Raw genomic sequence first — 17,941 nt, 5'->3', positions numbered from 1 at the left:
TATGATGCCGATATTTTTAAATTAAGGTTGGCATAACACTGAAATCAATCCTTCCTATTGTCACAAACCACCTTCTTACATCTTCCATACAGATTTAGTGAATGGTGCTTGATATCAGACTCCAGGATTTCTCCCATCATGGATTTGATCTGCTGGATTCTCGGGTCGCAAAATTCCAGCACTTCCCCGCAATCCATACATATCAGGTGGTCGTGTTGTTTAAATCCATATGATTTTTCGTATTGGGCCAGGTTTTTTCCAAACTGATGTTTGGTGATCAGATCACAACTGACAAGCAATTCCAGGGTATTGTATACAGTGGCACGGCTTACTCTGTAGTTTTGGTTTTTCATATGGATATACAGTGCCTCTGCATCAAAATGATCAGTTCTTCTGTAGATTTCTTCCAGAATAGCATACCTTTCAGGGGTCTTACGCAGTGAAAATTTTTCAAGGTGAGAAGTAAAAATTGTTTTAACCTCTGAAACTATTTGTTCTAATTTATCTGATGTAATTATCATGTAATAATCATGTAATAATATTATTTGTAAGCACGGTCTGTTCTGACCACTGATGATACTCCAGGCAATTTTTCTAATGCTTGTACAACGATATTGAGCTGGTCTTTGTTCAATACAACAATGCCGATTTTCCCTTCATAAAAACCTTCTTTGCCCTCCATACTGAAGGTCTTGATGTTGATGCCTAGTTTGTTGGAAAGTTCATTGGTCAGCATTTGGATCACGCCTGGCCCTGAATCCACACCTGTGACTACCAATTCTACTATAAAATTGGAGTTGACAGAGTCTTCCCAATCTGCTTTGAGGACTCTGTATCCAAAATTTGCTAAAATATGTGTTGCATTAGAACATGAAGTTCTATGGATTTTAAGTCCTTGATTAGCTGTAAGATAGGCAAATATTTCATCACCTTGTACGGGATTGCAGCAACTAGCCAGCGAATACTGATACATATCTGCGGGCTCGCCGTTGACCAGAATATTGGACTTGTTGGTTTTGGACGGTCTTTGCAGTTTTTTTAGTTCTTCGGCGACAGGTGCTGATTTGGTCTCATCCTCTTCCTCTTTTTTAAACACTATCTTACCATTTTCAATAGTGTAATTTTTGATATCTGTGATCCGTGCTTCATCCTGAGACAATGCATAGTATAAATCAATGCGCGTCTTAAATCCAAGATTTTTGGTTATTGTGTCCACGTTGTCTTCAAAGTCAATCTTAAGGTTCTTGAGTTTTCGTTCGAGTGCTTCTTTACCAAACTCTCCTATCTTACGTCGCTCTTCTTTCATAGCAGAGCGGATTTTTGATCTCGCCTTGCCTGTGATCACCATTTTGAGCCAATCTTCATTGGGTTTCTGATTTTTATTGGTGACTATGTGTACCTGATCCCCATTATTGAGCTTGTAGCCCATGGGTACCAGTTTATTGTTTACCTTGATTGCCGAAGCATGATATCCCACATCAGTGTGTATTTCAAATGCAAAATCCAATGCTGTAGCTCCTTTTGGCACGATACGCATTTCACCTTTCGGAGTAAATACATAGACTTCTTCGCTGAATAAGTTGGTCTTAAAGTCATTGATAAACTCCATAGCATTGGAGTGTTTGGCATCCAGAATTTCTCTGATGTTATCAAGCCAGTGATCATATACGTTTTCCTGTTTTTTGATGCCCTTATATTTCCAGTGAGCAGCAAAACCTCTTTCAGCAATTTCATCCATACGATCGCTACGGATTTGTACCTCTACATATCTTCCCTTGGGACCTATGACGGTCGTGTGTAGCGATTCATAACCATTGCCTTTGGGTGTTGTCACCCAATCCTTGAGTCGTTCGGGTATGGGCTTATACACATCTGTAATGATAGAATATATTTGCCAGCAAAAACTTTTTTCTTTGTCCGTCGGTACATCTATAATGATCCTCACAGCAAAAATATCAAAGATCTCCTCAAACGTGACCTTATTCTCCTTGATCTTATTGTATATAGAAGATATCGCTTTACACCTGCCCAAAACCCTGAATGGCACTCCGAGATGCTGGAGTTCATCCTCCAGTGGTTTGATAAACTCCTCAATGTATTTATTTCTTGCCTGGTCAGTATCGCTGAGTTTGTGGCTGATCTCTTCGTAGGTTTGGGGGTCGGTAATACGGAGACAAATATCCTGAAATTCTGTTTTGATGTTGTACAATCCCAACCTGTGAGCCAACGGGGTATAAATATACTCGGTCTCTGCTGCTATCTTGAGTTGCTTGTGTTTCGCCTGTGCGTCTATCGTGCGCAGATTATGCAATCGGTCAGCCATTTTGATCAGGACAACTCTGACATCAACGATAAGTGTGCTCAATACTTTTTTGAAATTTTCAGCCTGAGGAGACTCCGATACATCGATATCGTAAGTTCCATCGAGTTTTGTGAGACCGTCCACGATGACTGTCACTTTAGGCCCGAACTGTTCTTTGATATCTTCCAGAGTGACTGGTGTGTCTTCCACTACATCATGCAACAATGCACAAACAATGGCCGTAGGTCCAAGCCCTATTTCTTCAAAGCAAATTCTGGCAACTTCAATGGGATGAAATATGTAAGGTTCCCCTGATTTGCGACGTTGATACTTATGTGCATCCACAGCGAGGTTGTAGGCCTTTTCAAGATATGACTTATCACCATCCTGAAGACTTGGTTCCATGACCTCAAGTAAAGTATCAAATTTTGCCCTTACCTGCTTTAACTCATTTTCATTGATCGCTGTACCGACTGGCATGATATATTCTTTTTCTCATTTCCTAAACTTACAAATATACAATAAAATTTTGATTTTAATTTAATCAAGGTTAAAAAAATCTATTTTGGCCCAATAATCTGCCCTACTGGTCAAAAATAAACTCTCAAAAATCCGCTTCAACAAACTTTTTGATTTTTTTTTGAGTACATGTTTTTATTTACTGTCTTTAATAATTGATATGGTAGTTTACCGGCCGGTCTGACTAGGGTATAATATTTAAAGAACAGAGATTTATTTTAAAAATATTTATCACAAGGTATTTATAGTGAATAGAAAATCTTCTTAGAAAAATTTAAATCATAATGTATTGTAATTTAAATAATTATGATCACAAATTTTCGCAAGAAATTTTCTGTTAGACATGAAGCATGTTTAAACAATGTCGATTGCTATTTTGGTAAATCTTTTTCTTTTTCCTATTAATTTTTTCACCACCTTTTAAAAATCTAATACAATGAAACACTTTATTCTGCCCTTTGCGGGCCTTTTATTCTTATGCTATTCATGCACCAATGAAGCTCTATTTACAGAAGGATCATCTGACAAAATGACTGAAATACGCACCATGGCCGATGATAGTTGTGGTTATGCCGGTTTAATTCAAAAAAAAATTACATCATGTGACGCTCCCAGATATTACTACGTACAGCTCCCTGAACCATACAATCCTGCTGTTTCATATCCTTTACTATTGGTTTTTCATGGTAGGGGTAGTGGCCTTAAAAACAAAGCTTGTGTTTGGAAAGAGAGAATTGGTGATTGGGTAGACACACATAAATTTATTGCTGTCTATGGTCGATCTTACAATGATTACCATTGGTATGTTGATGATGCATGCCTTTCTGAAGTAGATGAAATTTGTTATGTTGAGACTATTCTAAACGAAATGAAGGCATCTCACAATATCATTGAAGAAAAAATTTATGCCATGGGTACAAGCAATGGTGCTGGTCTCTGCTACTCTCTAGTAAGAGAAATGGACGATTTTGCGGCCATTGCCACCTTTGCAGCTTACAAGTGGGAAGGCTATTCTTTTGATTCAGTTCCGAAAATACCTCTGATGCAATTACACGGTACAGAAGACGGTACGATACCTTATACCGGAGGCACTCTATTTTGTCTTAACTTTGACAATGCATATGCAGCTTGTGGTGATTGGGCACTACATAATAATTGTCTATCCTCACCAGAATCAACGCTATATGAGATAGGTAGCTATGATATTCAGAGATCATCATGGTGTTCAAAAAAAATCACTCCCGTAGATGGTCCTGCATGCAAAAAGTGTAAAAAAGAAGTACTGCATTATAAACTCAATGGTATTCCCCATACTATATACGACTCAATTTCCATGATACCCGGATACAAAGAGTTGATAAATGACCATCTTTTCAGCTTTTTTAAACGTAATAAGTTATAGCCCTTAGGAATGAATAGGAGAATGTCGAATGTAGCTTAGCTAAGATTGTACTATGAAGTCATTCACTTATAAGGGGGTGGCTTCATAGTCTATAATGGATTACAGGGCCTCAATATTATCGGCGGAATCCCAAAATTGCACTTTAATAAAAATTTTCTGTATTTATTTGTACTTTGTCAAATATAAATGCAGGCAGGCCTGAAGTGGGACAAAAAGAATTTTACAACGATAGATTGCGCTTTAATTACAAAGATGTAGCCGGATAGATTAGTTAAAGGATCTGAAAGTGCTGCTCCCACTTAAACAAAATCCTTAATGTGCTTGCTCGGACGGATACGCTATAAAGAAGGTCTTACTCTTTTTGAGGCTCTGAAAGATGGCGTCGGTTTCACAAATGCAAATCAAAAATTAGGCAATCATTTTAACCGTGGAAAAGATTATACCAAAGCCTTGTATCATTATCAGAAAGTAATCGATTACCGTAAGAGTATAAATGATGAAAAAGGATTGGCTTCGATATATAATAATATGGTCGTATTAATGGAAGCGATGGGAAATATTGACTTGGCCGGCTTTTATCTTGGAGCATCTTATCACATAAGAAAAAAATTAGGAGATCCCAGAGAGTTGGCTTTGTCACTCAACAGAATGGGAAATTTTCATATAAAACAAGGCGATTTCATTAAGGCTGAGAGCTCTTTCGAAGAATTGCTCACTTTGATCAAGCCTGAAGATGACAAACGAAACTTTGTAAACACACTCAATTCTTTGTCAACAACAAAAATGGAACTTGGCAAATACAAAGAAGCAGAGACTCATCTTGCATCTGCAAAAATAAACGCTGAAGAACTGAAAGATGGAAATCTTATGGCTGTAGTAAACTTTAATAAAGGGGCCAATGCCTACTATTACGGCAAATACAAGGAAGCATCTGACTACAATCTGTCAGCTATAAAATATTTAGAAAGTAATATCCTTAGGTTAAGAACTTATACACTTTAGTGACCTTCTGGAAATTGATAATTCATGATTTCCGGTGACGATAAATACTCTTTTTTTAGGTAAAAATTCCCTGACATGATCGTTATTGACTAAAGTACCTCGGTGAACCCTTAAAAAACCGGGGTTCGGACCAATCGTATTGACCCAGTATTTTAGCGTTTTTGAAGTAAAAATTTGGCCGCCATCAACCAATTTTAATAATGAGTAATTACTCTTCGCAGTAATATACACTATGTCAGAAGGAGTAATAATCCGTTTAAGTTTTTTATCTTTAACTATTATTGGTTTTGGTTGAGAATAATTTACATCATGTTTCATGGCAATCATCTTTATTTGACGCAAAAATAATGGGATTTTATATCTATGTTTGTCATAAGAAAGGGTGACAAATTTTTCTAAATCTTATTAAGTTTGTCACCTAAAAGGATGACAGACTGTTACTCGCATAATAGATATTTTTGCTCTGTAAATTTATGTTTAAAACCAAGTTAAGATGAATTTAAAAATTAAATTAAACCACATATCCATTAAAGTCTCTTTATCATTATTCTATTGTATTATTACTTATCAGGGCTTTGCAGCAAATTATGTTTTTACCAATTCAGGAGGAAACAGGCTATGGTCAAACGCAAATAATTGGAGCCCTGTAGGAGTGCCACAGAGTGTAGACAATATAACAGTTGATCTTGCAAATGACTCCCTAATAATAGATACCAATGTAAGTATTAACCAATGTACGCTAACCAATAATTCTAAAATATTTTGTGAGAAAACATTTTCACCTTCTGTTTTATATTTTCAGGCAGGAACTGTTAGCGGCATAGACTCACTTCTTCCACAAACTATTATAATAAGATCATATATGACGGGAGATCCACTCGCACATACCCAAGCAGTATTCAAAACCCACACCAGAGCTCAAACCCTTACATGGTATCAAGGGGATCTTATTGTTGGAAATTCTGCAGGTGTTAGCATCACAAATACCACCATAAATTTCAACTTTTATGGCTTAGGTAATCCAACTTTCATACTACAACATCTAAACAACCTACCAATTAATCTTGGAAATGTATTAAAAAATTGTGCTACAGGATATGCTAATATTTTGAGTCCAACCTTAATGACTAATTTAACTGCTTTAGGTTGGATATATTTTAATGCCCCAATCAATATTAATGGACCAATTTTTTTATCTAATACCACCAGCCCTTCAACATTAGAATTTAAAAGTGGTGCTAATTCTTTTAAAGGTCTATATGGCACAAGTGTCTCCAATTATGTAAGAGTAAAGAATGGAGCAAGTCTAAATCTATTAGTTGGAAATTATGAAAATTATAGTGGCAATTTTGAAGCCATTTCTGGAGGTCAAATCAACATCGCAAATAAGCTTACAAATGTGACCCACAATCATACTTATTATGTACAGGGTGGAACATTAAATATTACATCCGCTGATAGCATTATTATTAAAGGTCTTGTGACAAACTATGATGAATCAAATAGCAGTAAAGCTTTAATTTCGGGAAGTGGTAAGTTATTTATAAGACAAAGTGCAAATCTAGGCAATTCAATTATATCAGCAAAAATAAATACTTCTACGACATGTAATACTACTTTTAAATCTCACCTTCCTCCTTTCTCTCATGGCAAAGGAAATCTGGAGATAACTGAAGAAGTAAAGATAAATGGCAATTTAACTTGGGAAGGATCGAACGACAGTGTCAGTGTCAAAATAGGTGGTACCTTAATCTTAAATCCAATCAATATTAATGTTAAAGCATCTACTGCAAATCTAATAGATAATGGAGGTTCAGTAATATTTCTTAGTAATAATATTTACTTATCTAGATCTACAGCGAATACAGCCAATATAAAATTTGATTACCCTTTCCCTACAAATACTTATTTTACTATCAATGGGCAATTTGACCTTAAAAAGTTTTCTACCACTGCAAATTCAATAATATACGTTGCCCGTCCAGTGAAAGTGAGTCAAGTAAATTTTATTAGTAATGGAGCTGTCGTTATGGCTGTTGGAGAAAACCTCAACATCCTCGCCAATGGAACAATTAATAATATCACAGATTCTTACTTTAGCACTAATGGTTCTTACCCTATTGTGTCAGTAGACTTTGCTACATTGACGTTAACTGATACATTTAAGGTAAGTAGATTACAGAACTTTTATGGCCAAATTATTGCAAATAATAATTTTAATGTGTTAAGGCATGATATCACTCATGGTAGCGCAAAACTTAATGGTTTCAGTAATTTTATTCGATCTCTTATCATGACATCAGGAAGTATCACTTCCGACTTGAATAGAACTGCACACATTAGCCTTGAAGCAAGTTTTAAAAATGATTGCACTATAGGCATAAATATTAACACAGAAGATTATGCCCAAATTGTTTTAGATTTGACAAGCGTTCAGCTTACAACAGGTAAATCATTTATCACAGGTCAAGAAAGTGAGACCTATGCTTACTTCTCAGATACTATTAAAGGAACAGGATGGAAATTTAATGGTAAAGTTATCCTATATGGAACTTATTTAGAATTAAGGGATCTTGCAGATTTAGATTCGACAGAAGTATTTTTGTATGGAAGTGCTCCTAACATAGTAAGGTTTAAATCGAATTTGCCTATTAATGTAAAAAGTGTTAAAGGTGAAGGCCTGGTCCAAGTTTGGAATAGTCCTCAAATTTATTGTAAAACAATTGGCCCTGGCTATGATTATGGCAATTTATTTTTCCCTTCAGGCAATAATGTATTTGATACCTCATCCTTGATTTATTTTGAATTATACGATTTTGATAATAGAGATTCTATGACTCTTACGAATGGTGCTCATCTTAATGGTAAAATAAAGATAAATTTAGGGTCTCCACAAAATTTAGTTCCAGGCAGATATGTACTAATCAATCTTTCTACTACCCTTCCTAACCTCACTTATGATAATTCGCTGCAATTCATCTTTATCAATAATGATGATGATCAAATATTTAATCCAGACTATGTTTGGCTTGAAAAAACCGGTACTGCATTATATATCAATATATTACCACAAAATCAGAAAGTTTCAAAAAGTACAGGATTATGGAGTAATCTTAATACCTGGTATAACAGCACACTCCCTGATGATGATTATGAAGTTATCATTTGTCCCAATCATGAGGTGACTTTTGATTTATCAAATTCTATTGTAAGCAAACTTACCGTTCAGCAAAATGGCAATCTGATCATTAACCAACCGAATATTCTCACAATACGTCCTGTAATTAATCCTGAATAATTAGCATGCGGTAATGATTAATTTCTTTTACGGAATAATACGCTATGAGAACGATTAGTGTTTTTAAGCATTTTTCAGAATAAAAGAGTGAATAAATTAATATTAAAGTTATATTTGTACCAATAATTCTTGAAATCATGAAATAATAATTCATATTTCTTTGTACACTTTTTAATAACTGCAAAATAATGATAAAAAATGCTCAAAAAATTACTTTCTGGTCTTATCCTATGTACCTTTTCATTAGTTTATGGTCAAACAGACACCCTAGAAGTCTATCTAAAAAAACTGAATGATCAGGCTGAGCAACTATATAGAAGTGATTTAGGCAGATCCAAGCATTTATGTCTCGAAATTTTGGAAAGGGGAGAATCAAATCAAAAAAGTAAGGAAATTGCAAAGGCTTTTCTTACCCTGGGAGACTGTTATTACAAAGAAAACAAAATCGACTCTTCATTTTTTTGCTACAAAGAAGGTCTTACTCTTTTTGAGGCTCTGAAAGATGGCGTCGGTTTCACAAATGCAAATCAAAAATTAGGCAATCATTTTAACCGTGGAAAAGATTATACCAAAGCCTTGTATCATTATCAGAAAGTAATCGATTACCGTAAGAGTATAAATGATGAAAAAGGATTGGCTTCGATATATAATAATATGGTCGTATTAATGGAAGCGATGGGAAATATTGACTTGGCCGGCTTTTATCTTGGAGCATCTTATCACATAAGAAAAAAATTAGGAGATCCCAGAGAGTTGGCTTTGTCACTCAACAGAATGGGAAATTTTCATATCAAACAAGGCGATTTTATTAAGGCTGAGAGCTCTTTCGAAGAATTGCTCACTTTGATCAAACCTGAAGATGACAAACGAAACTTTGTAAACACACTCAATTCTTTGTCAACAACAAAAATGGAACTTGGCAAATACAAAGAAGCAGAGACTCATCTTGCATCTGCAAAAATAAACGCTGAAGAACTGAAAGATGGAAATCTTATGGCTGTAGTAAACTTTAATAAAGGGGCCAATGCCTACTATTACGGCAAATACAAGGAAGCATCTGACTACAATCTGTCAGCTATAAAATATTTAGAAAGTAATAAGACTCCGGTAAATATTGAATTACTAAATCAATGCTACTTTAATCAATTTATTACCAATGCAGCATTGGGTAGAAAAGAAGCGGAAGAATGGTACCAAAAATACTTACTTTCTAATCCGAATAACAGAAATCTTGCTAATTTATATCTAAACAATGCCAAATACTATGCAAAAATCGGGAATTCAAAAAAACTATTTGAATTTGCAAAGAAAGCCTATGAAATGCGCAATGAAGCGGATAAAATAACATCTATACTAAGTGTAGGACAAATGGGCGTCGCTTATAGTAAAGAAGGAAATGATGTGTTGGCTCAAAAACTGCTGAATGAATGTGTATCAGCTTTAGATAAAGCAGGGTCAACCATCAGTAAAAGCTACTTGCTCAATCAAATCGCCCTTATCAAAAGTGAAAAAGATCATCTTGAAGCTTTATCCACTGCCAAAAAAGCGTTGCAACTAAGTCTTTCATCTGGTTCACTCCAGGAACAAGAAGCTGTGCATCAAAGCCTGTCAACCATATATGAGAAAATGGCCAATCATAAAATGGCCAACTATCACCTTAAATTAAAAACGGCTCTCCATGACTCAATCATCAGATCTCAGGACTACCAGGAAATTGCTAAAGAAGAAATAGCAACAACAACTGGTACCGAACTTAATCAAACCAAACAAGAATTATTAGTGTCCAAAAATACAGTGGCGGAAGAAAAAAAGGACAAATTGCTTTGGGTAATCTTATTGTCTGGTTTACTTCTATTGAGTGCATGGTTTTTTTATTATTTCCAAAAAAAGGCAAAATCAAAAAGCAAGCTAATGCTCGATCAGGAAATCCAGAAATTTGCTGCTTCTGAACTCAAACTTTTACTGGAGAAAAAACGCATCAGCCAGGATCTGCACGATGAGGTCGGTAGTGCATTGTCCAGTATCAGCATTATGAGTCATTCTGCCTTAAAAAATCTGGAAAACCATTATGAAAAAGAAAGGGTGCAACAGATAGGTGACAGAGCACAGGAAGCCATGGAAAGTATCCAGGACATAGTCTGGGTCGTAAATCCATCTAATGAAAAATTAGAAAGTCTCCTCACCCGTATCACTAAATACGCTTCAGAAACTTTCAAAGCAAAAAATGTACTTCTTAAAATTGAGAACAATTGCAGTCATAGTGACCTATCACTTAGTATGGATCAGCGTAAAAATATCTTTCTCGTTTTGAAGGAACTACTCAATAACGTCGCTAAACACAGCGATGCTAAAGAAGTATCTTTCCGTTGCGAATCAGACCAAAACAACCTGCAATTTATACTTAAAGACGATGGCCGTGCCTTCGACCCGCATGGTAACAATAACAGCGACGGAAACGGACTGATCAATGTAAGTCAACGAGTAACATCATTGGATGCACAATTTGTGCATTCAGCGCGTAGGGGTGGGATGAATGTTACCGAATTGGTAGTGGTGATAGGGTGAAGAAAAATTATGGGCATTGTCATGTGGACAATGCCCATAATTTTTAACATGAATCAGTATTATTTTAACCCGGATTATACATTAGAAAATCTATTCCGAAGCTAAACTGCTGCAAATCAGAATCCGCCGCGGCGGACTATTTAGGGCATGCTGAAAAAGTCAAAATATTCAATTTAAAGACAGCTATTGGTCTGGTAAATCGTTCAAAAACAAGTGATAGAGAATGATGAGTCAAAAGTGCGTCTATCGCCGGTCTACAATGATACAAATTAAACGATTCATAATCAAGGCGATAGAAAAATGCAGGACTGAACGATCCTGTAAGGTCGAGCATGACAGTGCGAGAAGTGAAGGAACCCGAAAGGGATGGGTAGGTCGGGAATGAACAACAATACACCTAGCTGATTTAAGTTTAAATCAGTGCCTTCATTTTTGAGTGATTTCGTATCACTCAAATGCAGCAAAGCTGCACCATTCAGTTACCTTTTTTTGAACTAGCGTTTTTTGGTTACTTTTTTTCTGGGTAAGCATTCCAAAGGAATATGTGAGAGCAAAAGATGCAAAAAAGTAACTGCCGCCCGCACAGGGCAAAAGACTGAGTGAAGTGCAAATGTTTTAGTCAAAATGAGTACAATGCCATGCATCGAAACCAATAAATTTTAATACATATAACTAATAGTCAATTGTTTAGTTTAAATCAAGCAGACCCTATTTATCTTCTGTAACCGTAGCTGTGCTACGCTTTTCGAATATAAATATCTGATTTATTGCATTTTAACTTCTCATAACGAAGTTCCAATGCATAATCCGGGTTTAAATATCCGCCTAAATCCATAAATTCTATTATCTGAGAACAAAAAAATCATTTATCAACAATATTGTTCTTATTTTCCACAACATGGGCTTTCAACATTTGAATATCAGTAGAAATATCGTTGACTATTTTCTATTTTCTCAAGTCTTGTGTATTTTTCTGATAAAGCTTGTATAGCACCAACGGCAGTCATCAGGATTTTGAAAAGGAATATTTGCCACTTCATTGTCACCATCTATACGAGCTATTGCATGTGGAAATCAGACAAATCCATTAAAAAGGATTTTTTCTACACCCTTACATTTGTTCCCATTTTAAAGTTTTATTTATTATTTTCTTATTCCCTTACCTGAGTAAATTTTGACCTGTCTGGAATCAAATTGAAGATTATAGTCTAAATTAGAAGTTGAAAACGTATATTTTAAATTTAGGCTATCTCCTTTTATTGCAATAAATCCAATTAGACTGTAAGAAAGTGGCCCTGATAAATATTTTTTATCAAAATTTAAGCTGTCATTCATACTTTTTACTTTTATCTCGGGCCAAATCCATTCAGGATACTTCAAACCATAAATGCGAAAAGAGTCTTTTACAGAATGTTTAGAAATCGTAATGTTTTCATTTTTTAATGTGGTTGTATCATAATTAAAACCGATAACTTTGAAACTCCCATTACCATCAGGTCCAAAAATTTTATTCGGCCCTGAAACTAATTGATACTCACTTAAGGTGTAAGAGCCTTCTATTTTATTGACAGGTTCTGTATTTTCTGACTTTGAGCATGATTGTGCCAATACAATAATAGACAAAAGAGTAAAAATTGTATTTATTTGAATCTTGTTTTTCATTTTAAAATTTTTTTTCATTCAAAACCTTTGGAGGATACCAAAACTTTTTCTCCTTTCAAGTCATTGTAATTATTTGTATTATAAATAGTTATTCCGGTTTTTAAATTAAAAACACCAGACCTAACTTCATACATTTTACCATTTTTACGTTCAATTATTTGACCTTGGAGATATACAGTTTGCACAGCATTTGAATTATTTGAAATAATACAATTCCAGAGGCTTGCCGTTTTTAAAGTTATAATAGCCGGCTTTTGCAACTGTATTTCTATTCTCTGCTGCCCAAAACTATAATTAGTGTTTAATCAAATCCCTATGATCAAAACCAGTCTATGTACTATAAGACATACCATTGGCCATCCAAGTCTCATACCATTAAACTTTTAAAGAATGTGAAAAAGAAATTATTTATGATCTACAATACCTCTGCCAAGTTGTCTTTCTACCTTGACATCATTAATTTTGTCTTCTACATTACTTAATCTTTGCTATACAGATTCTACAGAAGCCTCCACAGTTTTTAATTTTTGGTTTAGCGCAGAATTTTCTCGTATTAATGACTGTATAGCACCAACGGCAGTCATCAGGATCTTTAAAAGGAAAGGTGGGAAAATTTTAGATATTGTGGATCTAAATTCCTTGTCTTCCATTTGAATAATATATAGCTAATATAATTAATTTAATAGACTGAGCAAGATTTTATATGAATAAATTGAATAATAAATTCTGTATTACCTCATTTAATCACTCGTATAAATTGATTAAAATTCTTTGGCTCAAATGAACTTTTAGGCTTATAACTTGCATATTCCAGATTAATTATTGCATTGGTCACGGATGCCCTTTTATTTACTTTAGATACCGATAGATATTGGGAATCCATATACAAATTGACAGCAAAAGACTTGACGGAATTAATTAAATCCTGGCTATTCAACTTTTTTTGTTCTTTCATTCTAATAAAGCTTTCACAATTTGAAACTGTGTGCAATGCTGCATTTGCAAAAGATTCTACAAATGATTTTTCTGACAATTTAGTTTTTATTCCTTCCCAAAGCTTGGGTACTTCGTTTATATTATATCCGGCATTTTTTAAATAGTATAATCCCACTCTATCTGCTTGCAACTCCTTTTTATACGGAAAAATAGAACTAAAATATATTGGTTTTAAAGCTTCAATAACTTCTAAGGTCGATTGGATAATATCTTTTGTCTTTTGATTATTTGTTAGAGCACTTGCTATTTTAGCGGTAGTATTAATTACATTCATCGTGATACGCATCATTTCTGATTTTTCAAACAATTGAACAGAATGTTTATGAGTTACATGAGCGATTTCATGAGCTAATATGAATGCCAGTTGATGCTCATTTTTAATCATCCTTAAAAGTGCTGTTGTAACAAATATTTTACCATCGCCTTGACTAAAGGCATCTGGTTCTGTACTGTTAATAACATAAAAACCAATTGCATTATCGCGTTTAGCGCTCATAGATTTATACCAATCAGGGATTAACTTTTCCCCAACCGTATTTATATAGATTTGAGCCTCACTATTTTCAAACAAATTGTAAGTACTTTCTGCTATTCGCATTTTGCCTTTAAAAGAAAGTCTTGAAAAGTTGTTTTTTGGTGTGATAACCATGTTCTCTATGTCCACTGTTTCTCCAAGCTTCGCTAAGTAGCTGATCTCTGATTTGGTTTCTATATTTTCCCGTATTTCAAATTTTTCAGCAATAACGACTCCATCGGATTGAAGCAGACCTTTAATTTCTACAAGAGGAGCTATCGATATCAATTCTTCATCCAGAAGGTAGTCCATCTTCCCTTTTGCCTCTTTTTTCATTCCTGGACATTTACAATCACAATTTGATTTGGAGTTGCAAGTAATGACTACACCTTCTTGCAATTGTACTCGTCTGCCACCTACAATTGCAAGCCCACCATCTCTCCCCTCCAAAACCCCGGTTAGAGTAATATCCTTATCTGATCTATTTTTTGATCTTAAGATTTTGGGCAACGTGATGTCTAAAGCTATTCTTTTATTGTCTGCAATTTCATAGGCTATAGACATCACTGTTCCCTCTGTGATTAAAGACTTGGGAGATTCGCTTGTTTTGCTTTGTAAATTCTTAAAAACAGTTTTATCATTAAAGTAAAGCGTCTTTTCTCTTCCATCTATGTCTTCAATAGTTATTTCACCCAAAGCTTCATTGTACTTGGTCACCTCCACTGATTCGAAATGTGCTTTATCAAAAAGTTTGTGGTCTTGGTCATATACTTGTGAGTACCTAATTTCGGATTCAAGTTCGGTTTGTAGTTGACCAAAAATAGGAGAGCTGGTTAATAAGAAAATTGCGGATAAAGAAAATAGAAATTTTTTATTACACATGATGAGTATTTCATTATAAATTATAAAAATAAAAGTTGGAAGTCATTTGACAGCTCCTTCAATAGCATATTAAGAGCTGAGGAGACTTAGGACTTCGGAGGAGTTTTGGGATTCTTGTGCGTTCATAGTAAAAATTATTATATGGACAAAACATATTAAGTACACGTATTTACTTTGGATTAAATTTGTAAAATTCATCTGATTTAGTTTTATCTGTTTGTATTGTAAATTTTCTTTTCTATTAATCCTATATGATAGAAGCCTGATTCGTCCTTAAATACAAAACAAATTTTATTCATATTTTTATACAATTTTATTCTTACTTTCTTGTCGTTATTTAGTTTGACCCAAGTATTATTGTTTTCTTTTAATATTGAAAAACTATTTATCTCTCCAGCAACACCCAGCCCTGCTTGACTTATTTGTTGTTTTCTGAAATTTTGGATGTAAATATCTTTGAAAATTGTATTAGAGTTTCCCCCAAGTCTCCATGACTTTTCTTTAGAGTAACCTGAATATTTAAATGAATTATTATCATTCAAAGTACATGAGGAAATAAACAGAGATTTTGTATTGTCAGTGTAATTATTGAAATCATTCGCATTTAACCAATTGATTAATTCATCAAAATAATTGAATGACAACACACTATCTGGTATAATAAAGGTTTGAAACCTAGGTGGAAGTTCAAACTGAATAAAGGGAAAATTATTCAATTTCCACCTCTGAGCAATATTACCTTCCCAATTACTATAGGCAGACATACCTACTTCCGAGCCATTGTCTTTTTTACCATATCGTACATCTATGTAAGTTCCTAATTTGGATTGGATATTGTGGTGATCATCTCTTGTATTTATAAACTTCCATTTTTGATTATTCCCATTTACGCAATCCCACATGTCTAATATGTTTGGATCACTCCCATTAACAGTGAGACATTTACCCCATTCACTTTTTATATAATAATAGTCAGCTTCATTGCTGTTTTCTACTTTAAATTTTTGAGCCTCCCCGCCATTAGGATCCCAAATATGTAGGCCAGCGCCATTGTTTTTATCAGCCCATTTTATATCTAATCTTCTATCGATAAGTTTAGTAGTGATGGTGTATGTACCTGGAGTGATCTGAGTATAACCTTTCCAAAACATACCTAAAAGAAGAATACTGAGAATTAATTTTTGATTTTTCATTTCTAATAAATTTAAAATTTTTTGTGATAAAGTATTTTTGTTAGCCAGGAATGACCGTAGTACACAAGAAAGGTATACCTAAACCCCGTGATCTTTTGTCACCGGTAAATCGAGTTTTTTCACTGGATTCATACAACACTTTGGCTTGCCCAGATTTTGAGTATGCGCGAATAAGGATATAATCTTGATTCCAATTATCATAGGAGTCAAAAGGATTTCCGCTTCTTGGGCTTCCATCATAAATCAAACTCAATGATGAATTTGCTGTGATTTTGCATGGCGTAATTCTTATTGTCTTACTTGTATTATTGCCCCATCCTGCTTTGTTATTCAAAGAAAATTTGGTACCATCAATTTGTAAGAACGCTTCGTTACCTCCTCTTAAATCATCGCCGCCTGTTTTTACTACAACCTCAATATTGTCAAAAATAAAAGGCTCAAAATTCCAAAGGCAGTTTTTACTTGGTGAAGCTACGTAGTCAAATAGTTTCAAAATTGCACCATCGTTACTGCTACTATTTTCAACACCTACTATTTTCTTTGACTTTTTATGCAAAATCACAAACGCATTGCCGACTGTTAAAACATCATAAACAGATTCTTCTTCATTTCTTGGCCATCCCAGATGAGCGACATTATTATTTGTACTGCTTAATGTATTATCTGTCTGTACATTACAAAAACCATTTCCATAATTATTAATTGTATAATTCCAAACAATGTCTAATTGCCCTACATCACTCCATTGGATCACTCTACTTTCATTTCGATTTCCGCCTGGCACTCCAATATATTTCCCACTATTTACATTTTTTATTTTATAGAGTCCATGAGTAAGCACTTTTGTAGATGTCGTATTTATTCCTCCCGATATGCTATCATTCATGAGAACATCAAAACTTGTAACTACATGCTCCTTACCACCATAAGGAATCCAAGCTTTCAAAGTTTTACCATCAAAAGTAGCTTTACCAGGATGCCAATTTCCAGCCATATTTGCTCGTGCAATGTAAAAAGTCTTGCCTTCTTGGTTTCCTCCAGATATAGCATTTGGCGGCAGAGTTCCACTCGTAGATGACCACGATCCTGTACCAGTGAAAATTTCAAAATCAGTTTTAGAATGCTCTACACCACCCCAAGGAATGAATGCATTGCTAGCTCCTTTCCGGTATTTCCCAATATGGGTTCCATTTACATGGTATGCCCTTGCAATATACAATTCGGTACCATCACCATCTTTACCTGCCAAAAATGCTCCAGCCGGCAAACTACCATTAAATTTTACCCATTGAGATGAAACTTCAGAATATGAAAGAATCATTAGCAAAACACTAAATGTGCATTTAATTAATCTTTTTGTTGTTTTCATTTTAAAATAAATTTAAATTATGTGTTGATAAATAATCACAAAATTAATAGATCTAAAAACAAACTTTTGTCATCAAAAAGGGTGACAAAAGTGGAGCAATAAATTGACCAAATACATTTCATGTGTGAGGCATGCCATATGCAGTTTTTGCATCTAGTACATCTTAATGATAGATTTTTCAAGATATTAGTAACGACGGGTGACGAACCGAAAGCCATGGAGATGGCACTTTTTAAA

Annotated in this window: 12 protein-coding genes; 4 read left to right on the top strand and 8 right to left on the bottom strand. The window is 34.6% G+C overall.

Annotated elements, in window-relative coordinates; translation table 11 throughout:
• Positions 1-44: 44 nt before the first annotated feature.
• Together IPK35_06040 and IPK35_06035 are read right to left on the bottom strand one after the other, a co-directional pair.
• Positions 45-521 carry a transcriptional repressor gene (locus IPK35_06040; protein ID MBK8052834.1) on the bottom strand — a complete coding sequence of 159 codons (477 nt, stop codon included), beginning with the start codon at positions 519-521 and terminating at the stop codon, positions 45-47.
• 20 nt (positions 522-541) lie between these two features.
• A complete protein-coding gene (locus tag IPK35_06035) occupies positions 542-2,782 on the bottom strand; it encodes a bifunctional (p)ppGpp synthetase/guanosine-3',5'-bis(diphosphate) 3'-pyrophosphohydrolase (GenBank protein ID MBK8052833.1) in 2,241 nt (746 codons plus the stop codon).
• A 475-nt stretch (positions 2,783-3,257) separates the two neighbouring features.
• On the opposite strand from IPK35_06035, the gene IPK35_06030 reads away from it, so the two are divergent.
• Together IPK35_06030 and IPK35_06025 are read left to right on the top strand one after the other, a co-directional pair.
• Positions 3,258-4,223: a hypothetical protein gene (locus tag IPK35_06030; protein MBK8052832.1), complete on the top strand. Its 966-nt coding sequence runs from the start codon at positions 3,258-3,260 to the stop codon at positions 4,221-4,223.
• 321 nt (positions 4,224-4,544) lie between these two features.
• Positions 4,545-5,225 (top strand): tetratricopeptide repeat protein, encoded by a 681-nt coding sequence (locus tag IPK35_06025; GenBank protein ID MBK8052831.1) that lies wholly within the window; start codon positions 4,545-4,547, stop codon positions 5,223-5,225.
• Here the strand turns inward: IPK35_06025 and IPK35_06020 are convergent.
• Positions 5,205-5,543 carry a LytTR family transcriptional regulator gene (locus IPK35_06020; protein MBK8052830.1) on the bottom strand — a complete coding sequence of 113 codons (339 nt, stop codon included), beginning with the start codon at positions 5,541-5,543 and terminating at the stop codon, positions 5,205-5,207. The genes IPK35_06025 and IPK35_06020 overlap by 21 nt on opposite strands.
• 175 nt (positions 5,544-5,718) lie before the next feature.
• On the opposite strand from IPK35_06020, the gene IPK35_06015 reads away from it, so the two are divergent.
• Together IPK35_06015 and IPK35_06010 are read left to right on the top strand one after the other, a co-directional pair.
• On the top strand, positions 5,719-8,523 hold the full coding sequence (locus tag IPK35_06015; GenBank protein ID MBK8052829.1) for a hypothetical protein: 2,805 nt from the start codon (positions 5,719-5,721) through the stop codon (positions 8,521-8,523).
• Between the two features lie 198 nt (positions 8,524-8,721).
• Positions 8,722-11,088, top strand: coding sequence for a hypothetical protein (locus IPK35_06010; GenBank protein MBK8052828.1), 2,367 nt, complete (start codon positions 8,722-8,724; stop codon positions 11,086-11,088).
• A 1,143-nt stretch (positions 11,089-12,231) separates the two neighbouring features.
• Here IPK35_06010 and IPK35_06005 read toward each other — a convergent pair.
• The 5 genes from IPK35_06005 to IPK35_05985 all read right to left on the bottom strand — a co-directional run bounded on the left by IPK35_06005 (position 12,232) and on the right by IPK35_05985 (position 17,704).
• On the bottom strand, positions 12,232-12,750 hold the full coding sequence (locus IPK35_06005) for a hypothetical protein (protein MBK8052827.1): 519 nt from the start codon (positions 12,748-12,750) through the stop codon (positions 12,232-12,234).
• 14 nt (positions 12,751-12,764) lie between these two features.
• Positions 12,765-13,010, bottom strand: coding sequence for a hypothetical protein (locus tag IPK35_06000; protein MBK8052826.1), 246 nt, complete (start codon positions 13,008-13,010; stop codon positions 12,765-12,767).
• A gap of 476 nt (positions 13,011-13,486) precedes the next feature.
• Complete coding sequence (locus IPK35_05995; GenBank protein ID MBK8052825.1) at positions 13,487-15,142, bottom strand: M48 family metallopeptidase; 1,656 nt, start codon at positions 15,140-15,142, stop codon at positions 13,487-13,489.
• A gap of 209 nt (positions 15,143-15,351) precedes the next feature.
• On the bottom strand, positions 15,352-16,335 hold the full coding sequence (locus tag IPK35_05990; GenBank protein MBK8052824.1) for an RICIN domain-containing protein: 984 nt from the start codon (positions 16,333-16,335) through the stop codon (positions 15,352-15,354).
• 40 nt (positions 16,336-16,375) lie between these two features.
• A complete protein-coding gene (locus IPK35_05985) occupies positions 16,376-17,704 on the bottom strand; it encodes a DUF3421 domain-containing protein (protein ID MBK8052823.1) in 1,329 nt (442 codons plus the stop codon).
• Positions 17,705-17,941: the final 237 nt, after the last annotated feature.

The organism is Saprospiraceae bacterium (assembly GCA_016713025.1).
In the GTDB taxonomy this organism is placed as follows: domain Bacteria; phylum Bacteroidota; class Bacteroidia; order Chitinophagales; family Saprospiraceae; genus OLB9.
This window is presented reverse-complemented; position numbering and strand designations above follow the sequence as displayed.